18 protein-coding genes are annotated in these 17772 nt (G+C 73.1%); 11 read left to right on the top strand and 7 right to left on the bottom strand.

Features of this window, described 5'->3' with window-relative positions; all coding sequences use genetic code 11:
* Window positions 1-43: 43 nt before the first annotated feature.
* The 6 genes from BKE41_RS20705 to deoA all read left to right on the top strand — a co-directional run bounded on the left by BKE41_RS20705 (window position 44) and on the right by deoA (window position 4910).
* A complete protein-coding gene (locus BKE41_RS20705) occupies window positions 44-679 on the top strand; it encodes a sigma-70 family RNA polymerase sigma factor (protein ID WP_012320859.1) in 636 nt (211 codons plus the stop codon).
* A gap of 101 nt (window positions 680-780) precedes the next feature.
* Window positions 781-1548, top strand: a complete 768-nt coding sequence (locus tag BKE41_RS20700) for an anti-sigma factor (protein WP_029359095.1) — start codon at window positions 781-783, stop codon at window positions 1546-1548.
* A 64-nt stretch (window positions 1549-1612) separates the two neighbouring features.
* Complete coding sequence (locus BKE41_RS20695) at window positions 1613-2053, top strand: cytidine deaminase (protein ID WP_058607170.1); 441 nt, start codon at window positions 1613-1615, stop codon at window positions 2051-2053.
* Entirely contained in the window at window positions 2046-2870 is an 825-nt protein-coding gene (locus tag BKE41_RS20690) for a purine-nucleoside phosphorylase (RefSeq protein WP_012320856.1), read from the top strand. Before BKE41_RS20695 ends, BKE41_RS20690 begins: the two co-directional genes overlap by 8 nt.
* The gene (deoC, locus tag BKE41_RS20685) at window positions 2863-3594 is read left to right on the top strand and encodes a deoxyribose-phosphate aldolase (RefSeq protein WP_043074331.1); all 732 of its coding nucleotides are present in this window, start codon (window positions 2863-2865) and stop codon (window positions 3592-3594) included. The genes BKE41_RS20690 and deoC overlap by 8 nt, the downstream gene beginning before the upstream one ends.
* 2 nt (window positions 3595-3596) lie before the next feature.
* Window positions 3597-4910: a thymidine phosphorylase gene (deoA, locus tag BKE41_RS20680; protein ID WP_043074330.1), complete on the top strand. Its 1314-nt coding sequence runs from the start codon at window positions 3597-3599 to the stop codon at window positions 4908-4910.
* 39 nt (window positions 4911-4949) lie between these two features.
* On the opposite strand, the gene BKE41_RS20675 is transcribed toward deoA, so the two are convergent.
* From BKE41_RS20675 to dnaK, 4 genes are all read right to left on the bottom strand, one after another.
* Window positions 4950-5270, bottom strand: coding sequence for a hypothetical protein (locus BKE41_RS20675; protein WP_029359090.1), 321 nt, complete (start codon window positions 5268-5270; stop codon window positions 4950-4952).
* Between the two features lie 109 nt (window positions 5271-5379).
* The gene (locus tag BKE41_RS20670; RefSeq protein ID WP_012320852.1) at window positions 5380-6018 is read right to left on the bottom strand and encodes a phospholipid N-methyltransferase; all 639 of its coding nucleotides are present in this window, start codon (window positions 6016-6018) and stop codon (window positions 5380-5382) included.
* Window positions 6019-6157: 139 nt separating this feature from the next.
* Window positions 6158-7300, bottom strand: coding sequence for a molecular chaperone DnaJ (gene dnaJ, locus BKE41_RS20665; protein WP_024829063.1), 1143 nt, complete (start codon window positions 7298-7300; stop codon window positions 6158-6160).
* 250 nt (window positions 7301-7550) lie between these two features.
* Window positions 7551-9467, bottom strand: a complete 1917-nt coding sequence (gene dnaK / locus BKE41_RS20660; RefSeq protein WP_012320850.1) for a molecular chaperone DnaK — start codon at window positions 9465-9467, stop codon at window positions 7551-7553.
* 392 nt (window positions 9468-9859) lie between these two features.
* On the opposite strand from dnaK, the gene BKE41_RS20655 reads away from it, so the two are divergent.
* Window positions 9860-10846, top strand: coding sequence for a hypothetical protein (locus tag BKE41_RS20655; protein ID WP_071000042.1), 987 nt, complete (start codon window positions 9860-9862; stop codon window positions 10844-10846).
* Window positions 10847-10927: 81 nt separating this feature from the next.
* Here the strand turns inward: BKE41_RS20655 and BKE41_RS20650 are convergent, their stop codons facing one another.
* Complete coding sequence (locus BKE41_RS20650; RefSeq protein ID WP_012320848.1) at window positions 10928-11569, bottom strand: YqgE/AlgH family protein; 642 nt, start codon at window positions 11567-11569, stop codon at window positions 10928-10930.
* 115 nt (window positions 11570-11684) lie between these two features.
* On the opposite strand from BKE41_RS20650, the gene BKE41_RS20645 reads away from it, so the two are divergent.
* The 3 genes from BKE41_RS20645 (at window position 11685) to BKE41_RS20635 (ending at window position 13413) form a co-directional block, all read left to right on the top strand.
* Window positions 11685-12098 carry a hypothetical protein gene (locus BKE41_RS20645; protein ID WP_245295820.1) on the top strand — a complete coding sequence of 138 codons (414 nt, stop codon included), beginning with the start codon at window positions 11685-11687 and terminating at the stop codon, window positions 12096-12098.
* Between the two features lie 102 nt (window positions 12099-12200).
* The gene (locus tag BKE41_RS20640; protein WP_012320846.1) at window positions 12201-12680 is read left to right on the top strand and encodes a peroxiredoxin; all 480 of its coding nucleotides are present in this window, start codon (window positions 12201-12203) and stop codon (window positions 12678-12680) included.
* A gap of 91 nt (window positions 12681-12771) precedes the next feature.
* Window positions 12772-13413 (top strand): DedA family protein, encoded by a 642-nt coding sequence (locus BKE41_RS20635; protein ID WP_012320845.1) that lies wholly within the window; start codon window positions 12772-12774, stop codon window positions 13411-13413.
* A 6-nt stretch (window positions 13414-13419) separates the two neighbouring features.
* On the opposite strand, the gene BKE41_RS20630 is transcribed toward BKE41_RS20635, so the two are convergent.
* The gene (locus BKE41_RS20630; protein WP_012320844.1) at window positions 13420-14169 is read right to left on the bottom strand and encodes a restriction endonuclease; all 750 of its coding nucleotides are present in this window, start codon (window positions 14167-14169) and stop codon (window positions 13420-13422) included.
* 110 nt (window positions 14170-14279) lie between these two features.
* Entirely contained in the window at window positions 14280-14693 is a 414-nt protein-coding gene (locus BKE41_RS20625; RefSeq protein ID WP_012320843.1) for a MucR family transcriptional regulator, read from the bottom strand.
* A 402-nt stretch (window positions 14694-15095) separates the two neighbouring features.
* Here BKE41_RS20625 and BKE41_RS20620 point away from each other — a divergent pair, with 402 nt between their 5' ends.
* The gene (locus BKE41_RS20620; protein WP_071000041.1) at window positions 15096-17771 is read left to right on the top strand and encodes a bifunctional acetate--CoA ligase family protein/GNAT family N-acetyltransferase; all 2676 of its coding nucleotides are present in this window, start codon (window positions 15096-15098) and stop codon (window positions 17769-17771) included.
* The last annotated feature ends 1 nt before the right edge of the window (window position 17772 follow it).

Genomic DNA, 17772 nt, shown 5'->3' with positions numbered 1-17772 from the left:
CGGCCTGCGGGATTAAACCGCCGGGCCGACGCGTTCACACCCTATGGCATCGGACAAGAACAAGCGCCCGGACCTCCTCGACCTGCTGGTGCCCCTGCGGCGCTACGCCCGGTCGCTCACCCGCGACACGCTGCGGGCCGACGATCTCGTCCACGACACGCTGGTGCGGGCCCTGGAGATGCAGGGCTCGCTCCGGCCGAACACCAATCTGCGCACCTGGATGATGACGGTGCTGCACAACGCCTTCATCGACGAGCAGCGCCGCCGGCAGGTCGAGGCGCGGCACGCCGACACGCTGGTGCGGATGACCGAGGACATGGCGCCGCCGGCCCAGGAGGGGCAGGTGCGCCTCGCCCAGATCCGGCAGGCCTTCCTGAAGCTGCCGGAGGAGCAGCGCGCCGCGCTCCACCTCGTCACCCTGGAAGGCATGGCCTACGCCGACGCGGCGGCCGTTCTCGGCATCCCGATCGGCACCCTGATGTCCCGTCTCGGCCGCGGCCGTGCGGCCCTGCGGGCCTTCGAGGAGGGGACGCGGACCGACCGCGGCGCCGACGACGCGGAGACGGCCAAGGCACCCGAGACGCGGCGCGGGCCGCCCTCCACCCTCCGGCTCGTCGTCTCCGACGAGCCGCGGGAAAGGTCCGCCTGGCCTCTGCGACGCGCCGTCGGAGAGAGCTGAGCACGGAGCTGACGAAGGACCGGCACCCGAGGGCGCCGGTGCCGACTGACGATTGCGACCGGCGGATCGCCTCCGGGCACGCTGGATTCGAGGACTTCACGATGATCGATCCGATCACAGACGACGATCTCATCGCCTTCGTCGACGGCCAGATCGACCCGATGCGCCGTCTCGACGTCGAGGCGCATCTCGCGGCCAACCCCGCGGCCGCGGCCCGGGTGATGGCCGAGATGCACGATCGCGACGCCCTGCGGGCCTGCTTCGAGCGCGTTCCCGGGCCCGGGCCGGACCGGAACATGGTCCTGGCGCGCCGCTTCGACCGGAACCTGCGCTGGCGCCGCGTCGCGTCGCGGCTCAAGCGGGCCGCGGCCATCGCGGTGCTCGTGGGCGCGGGCTGGCTGGCCCACGACGAGATCGGCCGCTTCGGCGTTCCCGACACCCTGGCGGCGACCCCGGATCCGGCCCTGATCGCCGACGCGCGGCAGGCCCGGGTCGTGGCGCAGCTGCGCAAGAGCATCGGCGGCCAGGCCGACGACCCGGTCTACGACCGGGCGCGCCTCCGCTCGGCGACCGGCATCGACCTGCCGGCCCTGCCCGACGGCTGGCGGGTGCGCGACATCCAGGTCTTCCCCGCCCGGCACGGCACCGGGATCGAGGTCGCCCTCGAGACCGAGCGCTTCGGCGAGGCGTCGCTGTTCGCCACCCGCGGCATCCGCGGCGGACCGACGACGCTCATCACCGGCTCGGACGACGGCGACGTCGTCTCGTGGAACGCGGGCGACACCGCCTACGCCCTGAGCGGTCCGCGCAGCGACGCGGACCTGCGGCAGGCGGCGAGCCTCCTCGGCGCCGGTCCGGCGAGCCGCTGAGCGCCGCGCCGGACTCCCGCCCAGGGCCTCGACAGGGCGCCCCGGCGGGTGCCAAAGATCGGCCATGCAGGCCGCGGATCCAGCACGGGACCCAGCAGGGGACGATGACGGGCTCGCAGCCCTGTTCGAGGCGGCGCGCGCGGTGCGCGCGCACGCGCACGCACCCTATTCCCGCTTCCCGGTCGGGGCCGCGCTGCGCGACGAGCGCGGCGGGATCCACGCCGGCTGCAACGTCGAGAACGCCGCCTACCCGGTCGGAACCTGCGCGGAGGCCGGGGCGATCGCCGCCATGGTGGCGGCCGGAGGCCGGCGCATCGCGGCGATCCTGGTCTGCGGCGACGGCAACGGCCCGGTGACGCCCTGCGGCGCCTGCCGCCAGCGCATCCGCGAGTTCGCCGGGCCGGACACCCCGATCCACGCCGCCGGTCCGGGCGGCGTCGCCCGCAGCTTCACCCTGGCGGAGCTGCTGCCGGAATCCTTCGGCCCGGAGACGCTCGGTGAGTGAGGCGGCCGCCCGCGACGCCCTGCGCGCCGCCGGCTTCGCGGGTCCCTACGCCTGCGCGGTGGTGACCGGCACCGGCCTCGGCGGGATTGCGGCGGCCCTCACGGACGCGAGCGCCGTCGACTACGCGGCGATCCCCGGGTTTCCGGGGCCCGGCGTCAGCGGCCACGGCGGCCGGCTGCACCGGGGACGCCTCGCGGGGCGACCGGTCCTGATCTTCGAGGGGCGGGCCCACGCCTACGAGCGCGGTGACCCGGCGGCGATGCGGGTGCCGCTCGCCTGCGCCCGGCACCTCGGCGCCCGGCGCCTGCTGCTCACCAACGCCTCCGGATCGCTGCGGCCGGCGACCGGGCCCGGCAGCCTCGTGCTGCTCGCCGACCACATCAACCTCTCCGGGATGAACCCGCTGATCGGCGAGGCCAGCGACGCGCGGTTCGTGCCGATGACCGAGGCCTACGACCCGGACCTGCGGGCGCGGCTCCGCGCGGCGGCCGGGGCCTGCGGTGTGTCCCTGGGGGAGGGGATCTACGCGTGGTTCTCGGGCCCGAGCTTCGAGACGCCCGCGGAGGTGCGGATGGCCGGCCTCCTGGGCGCCGACCTCGTGGGCATGTCGACCGTGCCCGAGGTGATCCTCGCCCGGTTTCTCGGCCTGCCGGTGGCGGCGGTCTCGGTGGTGACGAACCTCGCGGCCGGCATCGCGGGCGGCGACCCGAACCACGCGGAGACGAAGGCGGTGGCGGCCCGGGCCGCGGAGGATCTCGGCCGCCTGGTCCGGGCCTTCGTGGCCGGCCTGCCCGACGGAGAGACAGCCGATGACTGATCCCGATGCCGGCGCGGTCGCCCGCCGGGCCCTGCCGCTCCTCGACCTCACCGATCTCGGCGAGACCTGCACCGAGACCAGGATCGACGTCCTCTGCCGGGACGCGAAGCGCGGCGGCGTCGCGGCGATCTGCGTCTGGCCGCGCTTCGTCGCGCAGGGCGCGCGGGCGCTCGCGGGCACCGGGATCCGGATCGCCACGGTGATCAACTTCCCCGCGGGCGGCGAGGACTGCGCCCGCGCCACCGACGACACCGCCGAGGCCCTGCGCGACGGCGCCGACGAGATCGACCTCGTCCTGCCCTACGGCGCGCTGCTGCGGGGCGAGGCGGCGATCGCCCGCGACATGGTCGAGGCCGTGCGCGACACCTGCGGGTCCGCGACCCTCAAGGTGATCCTGGAGACGGGCGAACTCGCCGATCCGGGGCGGATCCGGGAGGCCGGCCGGATCGCCCTGGAGGCGGGCGCCGATTTCCTGAAAACCTCCACGGGCAAGAGCCCGGTCTCGGCGACCCCGGAGGCCGCCGAGGCGATGCTGGCCGAGATCCGCGGCGGCGGCCGCCCCGCGGGCCTGAAGGTCTCCGGCGGCCTGCGCAGCGTCGCCGACGCCGCCACCTACCTCGATCTGGCCGACCGGCTGATGGGCCCCGGCTGGGTGAGCCCGAGAACCTTCCGGCTGGGGGCGAGCAGCCTGTTCGAGACCCTAATGCGGGCGCGGACGCTGTGAGCGTGCGGCTTTCCCAGGAGAGGCTCCCTCAGGAGACGATCCGGGCCAAGCGCGACGGCCAGCCCCTCGAGCCGGAGGCGATCGACGCCTTCATCCGCGGCCTCACCGACGGCACGGTCGGGGAGGGTCAGGCGGCGGCCTTCGCCATGGCGGTGTTCTTCCGCGGCCTGTCGCTGCCGGAGCGGGTGGCGCTGACCCGGGCTATGGCCGAGTCGGGCCGGGTCCTCGCCTGGGACCTGCCCGGGCCCGTCCTCGACAAGCACTCCACCGGCGGCATTGGCGACGCGGTGAGCCTGCCGCTCGCCCCGATGGTCGCGGCCTGCGGCGGCTACGTGCCGATGATCTCGGGGCGCGGCCTCGGCCATACCGGCGGGACGCTGGACAAGCTCGGCAGCATCCCGGGCTACGACGCGACGCCGGGCCTCGACGCGTTCCGCCGGGTCGTCGGCACGGTCGGCTGCGCCATCATCGGCCAGACTGCCGAGCTCGCGCCCGCGGACCGGCGCCTCTACGCGATCCGCGACGTCACCGGCACGGTCGAGTCCCGCGACCTGATCACCGCCTCGATCCTGTCGAAGAAGCTCGCCGCCGGGCTGGACGGGCTCGTGATGGACGTGAAGCAGGGCTCCGGTGCCTTCATGGCGACGCTGCCCGAGGCGCGCGCCCTGGCGGGGAGCATCGTCACGGTGGCGGAGGGGGCCGGCCTGCACACCGCCGCGCTGATCACCGACATGGACGCGCCGCTCGCCAGCGCGGCCGGCAACGCCGTCGAGGTCGCCTACGCGATCGACTACCTGACGGGCGCGCGCCGCGAGCCGCGCTTCCACGCGGTCACGGTGGCCCTGGGCGCGGAGATGCTGGTCGTCGGCGGCCTCGCGCCGGACCGCGACAGCGCCGCGGAGCGGCTGGAGCGGGCCCTCGCGTCGGGCCGGGCGGCCGAGGGCTTCGGCCGCATGGTCGCGGCCCTGGGCGGGCCGGGCGATCTCCTGGAGCGGCCGGCGGCGCATCTGCCGGCGGCACCGGTGCGCCGGGCGGTGCGTCAGGACGGGACCGTCGCGGGGATCGCGACGCGGGCGCTGGGCCTGGCGGTGATCGGACTCGGGGGCGGACGCACGCGGCCGGAGGATCCCGTCGACCCGCGCGTCGGCTTCACGGACCTCGCCGGTCCGGGATCGTCCGGCGGCCTGCTCGGGATCGTCCACGCGGCCGACGAGGCCGCCGCGGACCGGGCCGAGGCCGCGCTGCGGGCGGCCTACCGGATGGGCGACGCGCCGACGGAGCGGCCGCCCGTCCTGGAGCGGGTGGACGCCGGTTAGGGGCCGCGCCCGGTCGGGACCGGGCGCGCGGACCAGCTGTTACCAGCGGCCGTAGCCGTGACGGTGGCCCCAGCCACCGTGGTGATGGTGACGCGGCCCGAAGCCGTGGTGCCGCCAGCCGTGATGGTGGCCCCGGCCCCAGCCGCCGTGATGGTGATGGCGCGGGCCGTAGCCGTGGTGGCCCCAGCCGCCGTGGCGGTGCCCGTAGCCGTAGCCGTACTGGACGGTGTGGACGTCGCCGCCTTCCGCCCGCAGGCCGGCATCGCGGCCGAGGGGGGCGGCCGTCGCGGGCGCCGCGAGGGCGAGTCCGCCCAGGGCCAGGGCGGCGGCCAGGCGGGTCCGTGCGGTCTTGGTGAACATCGGCGTTCTCCTGATCCACGCCGGTCGCCCTGTGGCGTCCGGCCGTGTCCCAGGTCTGCGCCTTTCCAGTTGACGCAAACGTGACCTGCTCGCTCAGGCCGTGTTCAGGTCAGGGTCGGCGGTAGACCCAGACCCGCGCCGGCGGCAGGTTCAGCCAGACCCGGTTGGAGCGGTCCGCGGTGTAGCTGCCGGCCTCGCAGCGGGCCGGGATCGGCGGCACGACCGCGTAGGTGAACTGCACGAACGGCGCGCCCGGCCGCATCAGGTCGTGGGCGGTGTTGAGCAGGTCGAGCCGCTGCTCCAGCGGCTTGGTGAACAGCGGCAGGCTCGAGATCGTCGCGGCCGCGGGCTGCGTCAGCACGTCCTCGAGGCTCGCGCGCATGTTGTAGGCATCGCCCTGGATGACCCGCACGCCCGGGAAGCGATGGGTCAGGAGGCGGCAGAAATCGGGGTTGAACTCCACGAGGATCAGCCGCTCCGGCGCGACGCCGCGCCGGATCAGCGCCTCGGTCACCGGCCCGGTGCCGGGGCCGAGCTCGACGACCGGCCCTTCCAGGCGCGGGTCGACGTAGGCGGCCATGGTCCGGGCGAGCATCTTGCCCGAGGGCGTCACGGCCCCCGTGACCAGGGGGCGCTCGAGCCAGGACCGCAGGAACCGGGCCTCGTCCTCGAGGGGGTCGCGCCGCGGCCCGAAAATCGCGCTCCTGCCCGCAGGAGCCTTCGCGTTGGGACGGCGGAGCGGCGGCAAGTCCTGGATTCCTTGATGCCGGATGAGAATGAATGGCTAGGGACGGCGCTGTCTTACAGTCAAGCCGGCGCCGCGCCTAGGGGATGCAAGCCACGCCGGCCGCTTGCATAACGGGCCGTCCCGGGTTTCGGATCCGGCCTCACGGCCGGACCGCGCCCCCGAAGAAGTCCCGCACCTTCGAGAAGAAGCCCGCGGATTCGGGATGGTTCTCCGGGGAGGCCGACTGATCGAACTCCTGGAGCAGCTCGCGCTGGCGCTTGGTCAGGTTCTGCGGGGTCTCGACGAAGACCTGGATGTAGAGGTCGCCGACCTCCCGCGAGCGCAGCACCGGCATGCCCTTGCCCTTGATGCGGAACTGCTTGGCGGTCTGCGTCCCCGCGGGGATGCGCACCTGCGTCTGCGAGCCGTCGATCACCGGCACGGTGATCTCGCCCGAGAGCGCGGCCGTCACCATCGAGATCGGCACCCGGCAGAACAGGTCGGCGCCGTCGCGCTGGAAGAACTCGTGCTGCTTGATCGACAGGAAGACGTAGAGGTCGCCCGCCGGCCCGCCGCGCAGCCCGCTCTCGCCCTCGCCGGCGAGCCGGATCCGCAAGCCGTCGTCGACGCCCGCCGGCACGTTGATCGAGAGGGTGCGCTCGCGGTTGACCCGGCCGGCGCCCTGGCAGGCGGTGCAGGGATCGTCCACGATCTCGCCGCGGCCGTGGCAGTTGGGGCAGGTCCGCTCGATGGCGAAGAAGCCCTGCGCCGCCCGGACCCGTCCGTAGCCCGCGCAGGTCGGGCAGGTCCGCGGCTTCGAGCCGGGCTTCGCGCCGGACCCGTCGCAGACCTCGCAGGTGATCGAGGTCGGGATCTTGATGGTCTCGGCCTTGCCGGTGAAGGCCTCCTCCAGGGTGATCTCGAGGTTGTAGCGCAGGTCGGCCCCGCGCTCGCGGCCCGGCGTGCCGCCGCGGCCGCGCGCGCCGCCGCCACCGCGGCCGTCACCGAAGAAATTGTCGAAGATGTCCGACATGAAGTCGCCGAACTCGTTGCCGAATCCGGGACCGCCGCCGCCCTGGCTGAAGGCCGCGTGGCCGAACCTGTCGTAGGCGGCGCGCTTCTGGCCGTCCGAGAGGCACTGATAGGCCTCGTTGATTTCCTTGAACTTGATCTCGGCGTCCTTGTCGCCGGGATTCCGGTCGGGATGATAGGTCATCGCGAGCTTGCGGAAAGCGACCTTCATCTCGCCTTCCGTGGCGGTCTTGGTGACCCCCAGGATCTCGTAATAGTCCCGCTTCGACATCCCGCCCTCAGGTGCCTTCCCGTCCCGTCCCGAACCCCGGGCCGCGACGCTTCTACCACTGCGCCGCCGATCCGGGGCGCCGCTGACGAGCCCGGAAACCAGAAGCGCCGACGACGCGGATTCGCGCTCTGCCGTCGGCCCTGGATCCCGGGCCCCGCATGCCCGGCATGACGGAGCTTCTGAATACGCTGCTCACGCAAAGGCGGGGCCGGATCGCTCCGGCCCCGCGCGGTCGTATCAGATCCGCGCCTCAGGCGCGCTTCTTCTGGTCCTTCTCGTCGACCTCCTGGAAGTCGGCGTCGATGACGTCGTCCTTCTTCTCGGAGGCCGCCGCCTCGGCCCCGGCATCCGGGCCGGCCGCCTGGTTGGCGGCGTACATGGCCTCGCCGAGCTTCATCGAGGCCTGCATCAGGTCCGTGGTGCGGGCCTTGATGGCCTCGACGTCGTCGCCCTCGAGCGCGGTCTTGAGCGCGGTCATCGCGGTCTCGATCGCGCCCTTGTCGGCGGCCGGGACCTTGTCGCCGTACTCGGTCACCGACTTCTCGGTGGCGTGGATCAGGCTCTCGCCCTGGTTCTTCACCTCGACGAGCTCGCGGCGCTTCTTGTCGGCCTCGGCGTTCGCCTCGGCGTCCTTCACCATCCGGTCGATGTCGGCGTCCGAGAGGCCGCCCGAGGCCTGGATGCGGATCTGGTGCTCCTTGTTGGTCGCCTTGTCCTTGGCCGTCACGTTGACGATGCCGTTGGCGTCGATGTCGAAGGTCACCTCGATCTGCGGCATGCCGCGGGGTGCCGGCGGGATGCCGACGAGGTCGAACTGGCCGAGCAGCTTGTTGTCGGCCGCCATCTCGCGCTCGCCCTGGAAGACCCGGATCGTGACCGCGTTCTGGTTGTCCTCGGCGGTCGAGAAGGTCTGGGACTTCTTGGTCGGGATCGTGGTGTTGCGGTCGATGAGCCGGGTGAACACGCCGCCCAGCGTCTCGATGCCCAGCGACAGCGGGGTCACGTCGAGCAGCAGCACGTCCTTGACGTCGCCCTGGAGCACGCCGGCCTGCACGGCGGCGCCGATGGCCACGACCTCGTCCGGGTTGACGCCCTTGTGGGGCTCCTTGCCGAAGAAGGACTTCACCACTTCCTGGATCTTCGGCATGCGGATCATGCCGCCGACCAGCACCACCTCGTCGATCTCGGAGGCCGAGACGCCGGCATCCTTGAGCGCCTTGCGGCAGGGCTCGATCGTGCGCTGCACCAGGTCGTCGACGAGCGACTCGAACTTCGCCCGGCTGAGCTTCAGCGCGAGGTGCTTCGGGCCGGTGTTGTCGGCGGTGATGTAGGGCAGGTTGATCTCGGTCTGGGTGGCCGAGGACAGCTCGATCTTCGCCTTCTCGGCGGCCTCCTTAAGGCGCTGGAGGGCGAGCTTGTCCTTGGTCAGGTCGATGCCCTGCTCCTTCTTGAACTCGGCCGTCAGGTACTCGACGATGCGGTTGTCGAAGTCCTCGCCGCCCAGGAAGGTGTCGCCGTTCGTCGACTTCACCTCGAACACGCCGTCACCGATCTCCAGGATCGAGACGTCGAAGGTGCCGCCGCCGAGGTCGTAGACCGCGATCGTGCCCGACTTCTTCTTGTCGAGGCCGTAGGCGAGCGCCGCCGCGGTCGGCTCGTTGATGATGCGCAGCACCTCGAGGCCCGCGATCTTGCCGGCGTCCTTGGTGGCCTGACGCTGGGCGTCGTTGAAGTAGGCCGGGACCGTGATGACCGCCTGCGTGACCGGCTGGCCGAGATGCGACTCGGCTGTCTCCTTCATCTTCTGCAGCGTGAAGGCGGAGATCTGCGAGGGCGAGTACTTCTTGCCGTCCGCCTCGACCCAGGCGTCGCCGTTGTCGCCGCGGGCGATCTTGTAGGGCACGAGGCCCTTGTCCTTCTGGGTCATCGGGTCGTCGTAGGTCCGGCCGATGAGCCGCTTGATGGCGAAGAACGTGCGCTCGGGGTTCGTGACCGCCTGGCGCTTGGCCGGCTGGCCGACGAGCCGCTCGCCGTCGTCCGTGAAGGCGACGATGGACGGCGTGGTGCGCGCGCCTTCCGAATTCTCGATGACCTTGGGCTGCGTGCCTTCCATCACGGCCACGCAGGAATTGGTGGTGCCCAGATCGATGCCGATAACTTTACCCATGGTGGGATCCCTCTTTGTGTCGCGTTCAAGCAGACCGCCGAGCCCCGAAGCAGCTCGGCCCATGGCGGTGTCGGGGGTGATGTGAGTATGGGACCCGGGCCGGATCAAGGGCCGTGAACGGCTGAAACCCAGCGCGCAATCCCGCGTCGAGGGCGATATAAGAAGCCCGTTCCGGGCCCGCAAGGCGAAGCCTGCGCGGCGGGATCGGCCACGCGGATCCGCGCCATCCCCTTGTCATTCCGGCAGGATCTCGCCGCACGGCCGGCCGCGGCCCGGTGGCGTGGCTGCATTTTGTTGCTCCGCTGCCACGTCGGCGCCATCGACGGCGTGTTAACGTTTCGACAAGGGGTTGCGCGTGGCCCCGCCACTTCGTGTCCCCGTCGTAGAGTCCGATGCGCCCGACCCGCAGTCTCCTGCTCCCGATCCTGGCGGTCGCCGTCGCGGCGCCCGGGATGCTCGCCGCGCCCCCCGCGCAGGCCCAGAACTTCTTCGAGCGCCTGTTCGGCATCAAGCCGGAGCGGCCGCCGACGCCGCCGCGCGGCCTGCCGGAGCCGGCGCCTGCGCCCGGGGCACCGGGCGAGCCGGGCCCGCCCGCGGCGGCTCCCGAGGCGCCCCGGCCGGCCCCCGCGCCGGCCCGCCCGGTCGTGCTGAAGACGCCCTCCGAGGACGGCGTGATCGGCCAGGAGCTGCAGCTCAACGGCCTGTCCGGATCCCTGAAGCTGGAGCGCTCCGGCACGGCCGTCACGGCGCGGATCAAGCTGCCCGGGACCAAGATCTCGCAGCCGGCGGAGTCGTGCACGGTGCCGCTCGCGGGCGGCAATCCGGTGACGCTCACCGCCGAGGGCAAGCCCGAGGGCGTGCCGCGCTTCGAGGCCGCCGGAGCCGAGTGCCCGCTGCGCTTCGACGTGACCGACGGCGGCGTGCTGGTCTCGAGCCTGGGTTCGGGCCCGGTCTGCACCTTCTCGGCGGCGGACTGCGCGACCACGCCGGTCGGCCTCTGGGGGCCGGGCGCCGCGACCCTGATCCCGCGGGCCGGGGAGTTCGACACGGCCCGCGGCGTGGCCGACAAGGCCGTCCGGGACAATTACAAGCTGATGACCCAGCGGGCCCGACGCGAGGACGTGCGGCCGATCGTCAGCGAGCAGGCCGCCTTCTCGTCGGACCGGGAGCAGCTCTGCCGTACCTACGCGCGCGAGGGCACGCACGGGTTCTGCCATCTGCGGGTGACGGAGAACCGCGCCCTGGCCCTGGCCACCCGGCTCGGCGCCAACACGGCGACGCCCACCGCCGCCGTGGCACCCCGCCGGCCGCGTCCCAAGCCGGCCGTCGAGGGCATGAACCCGGACGCGGCCGGCGGCGGCGACGCGCTGCCCGAATAGGCGGCCCGCGCAGGACCGCCGACGCGACGCGGCGGCGCGACCGGGGACGGCGGATTCGAGGCGCCGGAGCGCGCGGCCGGGTCAGGCCCGGCCGGCGGTCATCGACAGCATCGCCGGGTCGATGCCGTTGGCCCGCAGGGCGAGGTCGTACTTGGCGTCGAGGTCGGCGTTGAAGATCAGCGCCGGATCGGCCGGGCAGTTGAGCCAGCCGTTGGCCATGATCTCGCTCTCCAGCTGCCCGGCCTGCCAGCCGGCATAGCCGAGCGCCAGCACGGCGCTGGCCGGGCCGTCCCCGCTGGCGATGGCCCGGAGGATCTCCACGGTCGCGGTCAGGCAGATGCCGTCGTCGATGATCAGCGTCGATTGCTGGATGTGGAAATCGTCGCTGTGGAGCACGAAGCCGCGCCGCCCCTCCACCGGGCCGCCCATCAGGACCGGCATGTGGCCGACCCGCTCGCGCAGGCGAATCGCGTCCGCCTCGGGCGCGACGTCGAGCTGGACCAGGAGGTCCGGCATGCTGATGTCGGTCGCCGCCTTGTTGACGATAATGCCCATGGCCCCGTCGGCGGAATGGGCGCAGACGTAGATCACCGAGCGGGCGAAGCGCTCGTCGGCCATGCCGGGCATGGCCACGAGGAACTGCCCGTCGAGGAAGTGCGGGCCCGACAGCTCCGTCCGGAGCGGCGACGCGGCCTTCCCGGCCTGCGACGACGCTGCCGACATGGGATCAGGCCTGCGGTGCGGAGGGTGCGCCATTCGTCCATGCTACGCCGCGCCCCTCCGTTGTCCAGCGGGCAATAGGGACGCAGCCAGCCTCCCTCAAGCTTGTGCGGGTCTCATGCGCGCCGCAGAATGTCCCGGCCGGCACGCGAAGGCGATCGTTCCGGCCACGTTCGAGACCGGGACCATCGTGGCTGGCTCCGCCTCTCAGGCCGCGTTCGCCATCGAGGAGCAGCGCGCGCGGATCGAGCGCGCGCACGAGGAGACGCGGAAGTTCGTCGCCGAGCAGCACAAGCTGATCGCCGAGCAGTCGAAACTGGCCGCGGAGCAGACCAAGCTGGCGGCCGAGCAGGTCAAGATGACGGCCGAGGCTTCGAAGACGGCCGTCGAGCAGACCAAGCTCGCGGCCGAGGCCGCCAAGATCGGCCGGGACCGGAGTCTCGCGCCCTGGCAGGTGGCGCTGTCTGGCATGACGGCCGGGGCCGCGCTGTTCGGCGCCGGGGCGGCCTTCGTCAAGCTTCTCGGACCGTGAGCCGCAGGCTGCTCCCGATCCTCGACAGGCACCCCCTGCCACGCTAGGTCAGGCGCGCTGCTCACGCGCGCCATCCCAGCGCGCGACAACGAGGGACCCGCGATGATCCAGGTCGGCGACCACCTGCCCCAGGCCACCTTCCGGGTGATCGGCCCCGAGGGCCCGATCGCGCGCACCACCGACGACGTGTTCAAGGGCCGGCGCGTGGTCCTGATCGGCGTGCCGGGCGCGTTCACCCCCAGCTGCCACCGCAACCACCTGCCGGGCTTCGTCACCCACAGGGACGAGATCCTCGGGCGGGGCATCGACGCCATCGCGGTGACGAGCGTCAACGACGTGTTCGTGCTCGACGCGTGGTCGAAGGCGAGCGGCGCCGAGGGGCTGGAATTCCTCGCCGACGGCAACGCCGATTTCGCCAAGGCCATCGGCCTGGAGATGGACGGCACGGGCTTCGGTCTCGGGATGCGCTCGAAGCGCTACTCGATGCTGGTCGAGGACGGCGTCGTCCGGATCCTCAACGTCGAGGAGACGCCCTCGAAGGCCGAGGTTTCCGGGGCCGAGGCCCTGCTGAAGGTCCTCTGAGCGCGCCGCGCGCCGCAGGGCGGCCCTCTTAAGGCCACGTTCCGTCCGCTTGTGTCGCCGGGCTCTGCCCGGAGACCGGCCCGAGGACCGCATGGCCTTCCTGAACGACCTGCCCATCGCCGACCTGATCGCGAATTACGGATACATCGCGATCTTCGTGGTCATCACCCTCGAGAGCGCCGGCGTGCCGTGCCCCGGCGAGACGGTGCTGATCTCGGCCGCCGTCTACGCCGGCAGCACCGGCAACCTGAATATCGGCCTGGTCATCGCCGCGGCGGCGGCGGCGGCGATCCTGGGCGACAATGTCGGCTACTGGGCGGGGCGGCGCTGGGGCATGCCGCTGCTGCTCCGCTACGGCCACCTCATCGCCCTCGATCACGGGCGGCTCAAGCTCGGCCAGTACCTGTTCCGCCAGCACGGCGGGAAGATCGTGTTCTTCGGCCGCTTCACCGCGATGCTGCGCGCCTACGCGGCCCTGCTCGCCGGGGTCAACCGGCTGGACGCGCGCCGCTTCTTCGCCTTCAACGCCCTCGGCGGCATCGTCTGGGCCGGCAGCATGGGCCTCGGCTCGTACTATTGCGGGCGCCAGATCGAGCACATCGTCGGCCCGGTGGGCCTGACCCTGCTGGCGCTGGTGGTGTTCGGCGGCCTGGCCCTGTGGCTGTTCGTGCGCCGCCACGAGGCGCGCCTGCTCAGCGAGGCGGAGATCGCCATCCCGGGCCCGCTCGCCTGAGGATCGTCACGCCTCCGCGAGGTCGATCGCCTCGAGGGCGTCGTGGTGCAGCAGGAGCACGCCGGTGGCCGTGGCCAGCCGGCGCGCCGCCGGCGTGAAGCCGGCGTTCGACACCACGGCGGCCCGGTCCCCGTCCCAGTAGCGCAGCGCCGCGGCGGCTTCCTGAACGGCGGCGTTGCCCACGGGCTTGCTCAGCCGCTTGCACTGCACGACGAGGCGCAGCCCGTCCCGCACCGCCACGATGTCGGCGCCCTGGTCGCCGCTCGCCGGCGTCCGGTGCGCGCGCCAGCCGGCCCGGACCAGGCGCTCGGCGCAGTAGCGCTCGTAGTCGAGCCCGTCGCCGGGCGCCTCGTCCTCGTCCGGGAGCGCGACGGCGGCCGCCTCGGCCTCGATGATCGCCAGCATCCGCGCGTGCTCCGCCTCGGCGAGGTCGGCGAAGCGGGGACCGAGCTGCGGCAGGACGGTCCGCTCGAGGAAGTACGCCCGCTCGCGCAGCCAGCCGTCCTCGATCCAGTTGCCGTAGGGGTCGCTGTAGCTCTCCTGACGCCGCCGCAGCGCCAGCGTCTCGGCATGGGCCCGGGCGATCCGCCGCACCCGGGCCCGGAACCGGCGCGGGCGCCCGAGATGCCGCAGCAGGACGAGCCCGAGGGCGAGCCCCGTCGCGGCGAGCGCCGGCCGGCCGTACCAGAGCCCGAACGGGAGGCCGATCACGGCCGTCCAGAACAGGCGGGCGACGAGGCTGGGCTTGCCGGACATCGGGTCTCTGGGGCGCTGACGGGCCCCGGACCCTCGCAAGCGCGGCTTGCCCGATGCCTAACCCGGCTCCGAAAGCTGTGGACGCGGGCGCGGACGAGAGCGCCGCGCCGTCAGCCCTTCCGGCGCTGGTGGCCGAGGCCCATGCTCTTGGCGAGGCTGGACCGCGCCGCGGCGTAGTTCGGCGCCACCATCGGGTAGTCGGGCGGCAGGCCCCATTTCCCGCGATACTCCTCGGGCGTCAGGTTGTAGTGCGTCCGCAGGTGGCGCTTCAGCGACTTGAACTTCTTGCCGTCCTCCAGGCAGACGATGAAGTCGGGCTGGACCGAGCGCCGGACCGGCACGGCAGGCCGCAGCTCCTCCGCCGGCGGGGCGGACGGCTCGCCGAGCCCGTGCAGCGTCGCGTGGATGGCCGCGATCAGCCCGGGCAGTTCCGGCGCGGGGACCGGATTGTTGCTCACGAAGGCCGACACGATGTCGACGGACAGCGTGAGATAGTCCGGTTGCCCTTCACCCGTGGCGTCCATCCCATAACCTCCACTCGATCCCAGCCGGCCACCGACCGCCGGCGCCGGCCGGAATCTGTCTCTGCTCGACCCGATACAGGGTAGTTAAGAGGCAGTTACTATGGTGGTGTGAATTTAATAGCAAGACCAATCCACACACGCCCACAAGTCCCGTCTTAGAGTGGATAAAGGGCGCTCGATATTGAACAAAAGGCGGTCTGGCTGCCTCGCGGGCGTCGACCAGACGATTTCCGCCCTGTGCGTGCCGACCGGGCGTTGCAGGCGCGCCGGATCGCGCCATCTGGGAGGGCGGCGGGCGCCCGGGCGTCTCGCCCGGTCGGACGTGAGCGAGGGGACCAGATGCGTGCCGCCAGGAACGGCTTGCGGGACCTCGTCCCGTGACGGCGCCGTGAGTCGCCGGTCGTGAGCACCTACCGGTTCGACAAGCTGCTGGCGCCCCGCTCGATCGCCCTGGTCGGGGCGGTGGGGCGCGCGGGCTCGCTGGGGCGCAGCGTGCTCGACAGCCTGCGCGCCGCCGGGTTCCCCGGCGCGATCATGCCGGTCCAGCCCGATCAGGCGACCGTCGAGGGGCTGCCCTGCGTGCCGCGGGTCGCGGACCTGCCCGCCGCCCCCGACCTCGTCCTGATCGCGGTGCCGCCGCCGAGCGTGCCCGAGGTCGTCGCGCAGGCCGCCGCGATCGGCGCCGGGGCGGCCGTGATCCTCACGGCGCGGCTCGGCTCCGGGCCGGAGGATCCCGGCCCGGTCGCCCACGGGATCGCCCGCGCCCACGGCCTGCGCCTGCTCGGGCCCGACAGCGCCGGCCTCGCGGTCCCGGGCGCCAAGCTCAATGCAAGCCTGTTCGCCCACGCGCCCCTGGCCGGCGACCTCGCCCTCGTCTCGCAATCCGGCACGGTCGCGGCCGCCATCGTCGCCTGGGGCGCCCGCCACGGCACGGGCTTCTCGGCGGTGCTGTCGCTCGGCAGCGTCCTCGACATCGGCGTGGCCGACTGCCTCGACCATTTCGCCGCAGATTACCGCACCCGCGCGATCCTGCTCTGCCTGGACCGGGTCGCGGATGCCCGCAGGTTCATGTCGGCCGCCCGCGCCGCCGCCCGGGCCAAGCCCGTCGTGGTCCTGCGGGCCGGCCGGCACCGGCCCGACACCCGCGCCGCCGTCACCCATACCGGCGCCCTGGCCCGCCCGGACGCGGTCTACGCCGCGGCCTTCCGGCGGGCCGGCCTGCTGGCCGTGCCGGACCTCGACGCGATGTTCTCCGCCGTGGAGACCCTGGGGCGGCAGCGGCCGTTCCCCGGTCACCGGCTGGCGATCGTGTCGAACGGCCGCGGCATCGGCCTCCTCGCCGCGGACCGGCTGATCGAGCGGGCCGGGACCCTAGCGGCGCCCGCCGAGGCGGAGGGCCGCGCGCCGGGCAATCCCCTCGATCTCGGCATCGAGGCCGCCGGCCCGGCCTTCGCGGCCGCCCTGACGCCGCTGCTGACGGATCGGACGAGCGACGCCGTGCTGGCGATCCACGTGCCGACCGTCCGCTCGGAGGCGGGCGCGGTGGCCGAGGCCGTCGCCGCGACGGTCAAGGCCGCCCGCGCCGGCCAGACCCGCAAGAAGCCGGTCTTCGCGGTCACGCTCGGCGACGCGGAGGCGGCGCGCGAGACCTTCGCGCAGGCCGGAATCCCGCATTTCACCACCGATTCCGAGGCGATCGAGGGCTTCCTGCACCTCGTCCGCTACCGCGAGGCCCAGGACGACCTGATGCGCACGCCGGACTCGCTGCCGCGGGACTTTTCCCCCGACACGGCGCGGGCCCGCTCGATCGTCGCCGGCGCCCTGCGCCAGGGCGCCGCCTGGCTCGACCCGGTGGCGGTGAACGGCCTTCTGCAGGCCTACGGGATCCCGACCGTCCCGATCACGCTCGCCCCCGACACGGACGCGGCCGCGGCGGCCGCGTGGCCGATCATCGCGGCGGGCGGGACGGTGGCGCTGAAGGTCGTCTCGCCGGACATCGTGCACAAGTCCGACATCGGCGGCGTCCATCTCGACCTGACCAGCGAGGCCGACGTCGCGGAGGCCGCCCGCAGCATCCTCGCCCGCGCCCGCCGGGAGCGGCCCGACGCCCGGGTGACCGGCTTCGCAGTCCAGCCCATGGTCCGCCGCGGCCAGCGCCGGGAGCTGATCGCCGGCCTCGCCGAGGACGCGGTCTTCGGCCCGGTGGTGGTGTTCGGCCGGGGCGGGACCGCCGTGGAGGTGATCGACGACCGCGCCCTCGGCCTGCCGCCACTCGACCTGACCCTGGCGCGCGACCTCATCGCCCGCACCCGGGTCGCGCGGCGCCTGGAGGCCTACCGCGACGTTCCGGCGGCCGATCTCGGGGCGATCGCGCTGACGCTGGTGAAGCTGTCCCAGCTCGCCGCGGACCTGCCGCAGGTGCGCGAGCTCGATATCAACCCGCTCCTGGCCGACGAGACCGGCGTGCTGGCCCTGGACGCCCGGGTCCGGATCGGGCGCGCGGAGCGCGGCACCCACGGCCGCGGCCACCCGCGCTTCGCAATCCGGCCCTATCCGGCCGAGTGGATCCGCACGCTCAACCTCAAGGACCGGACGGTCCGAGTGCGGCCCGTGCGCCCGGAGGACGAGGGCCTGTTCCTGGCCTTCTTCAAGGGTCTCGACCCGGAGGATCTGCGGCTGCGGTTCTTCGGTCCGGTGCGCGAGTTCAGCCACGCCTTCCTGGCCCGCCTGACGCAGCTCGACTACGCCCGCGCCATCGCGTTCGTGGCCACGGAGATCGAGCCGGGCGGCGGCGAGCGCATGCTCGGGGCGGTCCGGCTCCACGCCGACGCCAACCACGAGAGCGGCGAGTACGCGATCGCGGTGGGCCGCGACGCCCGCGGGACGGGCCTCGCCTTCGCGCTGATGCGCCTGATGATCGACTGGGCGCGGTCCGAGGGGATCGGGCGGGTCGAGGGCACGGTCCTGGCCGAGAATCGGCCGATGCTCGCGGTCTGCCGCCGCCTCGGCTTCGCGCAGGGGCGCGACCCGGACGATCCGGGCCTCGTGAAGGTGCACCTCGATCTCGCCGCCGGTTAGC

The organism is Methylobacterium sp. C1, assembly GCF_001854385.1.
Lineage (GTDB): Bacteria > Pseudomonadota > Alphaproteobacteria > Rhizobiales > Beijerinckiaceae > Methylobacterium > Methylobacterium radiotolerans.
The sequence above is the reverse complement of the archived record's forward strand: the minus strand, read 5'-3'. Positions and strand labels throughout refer to the sequence as shown.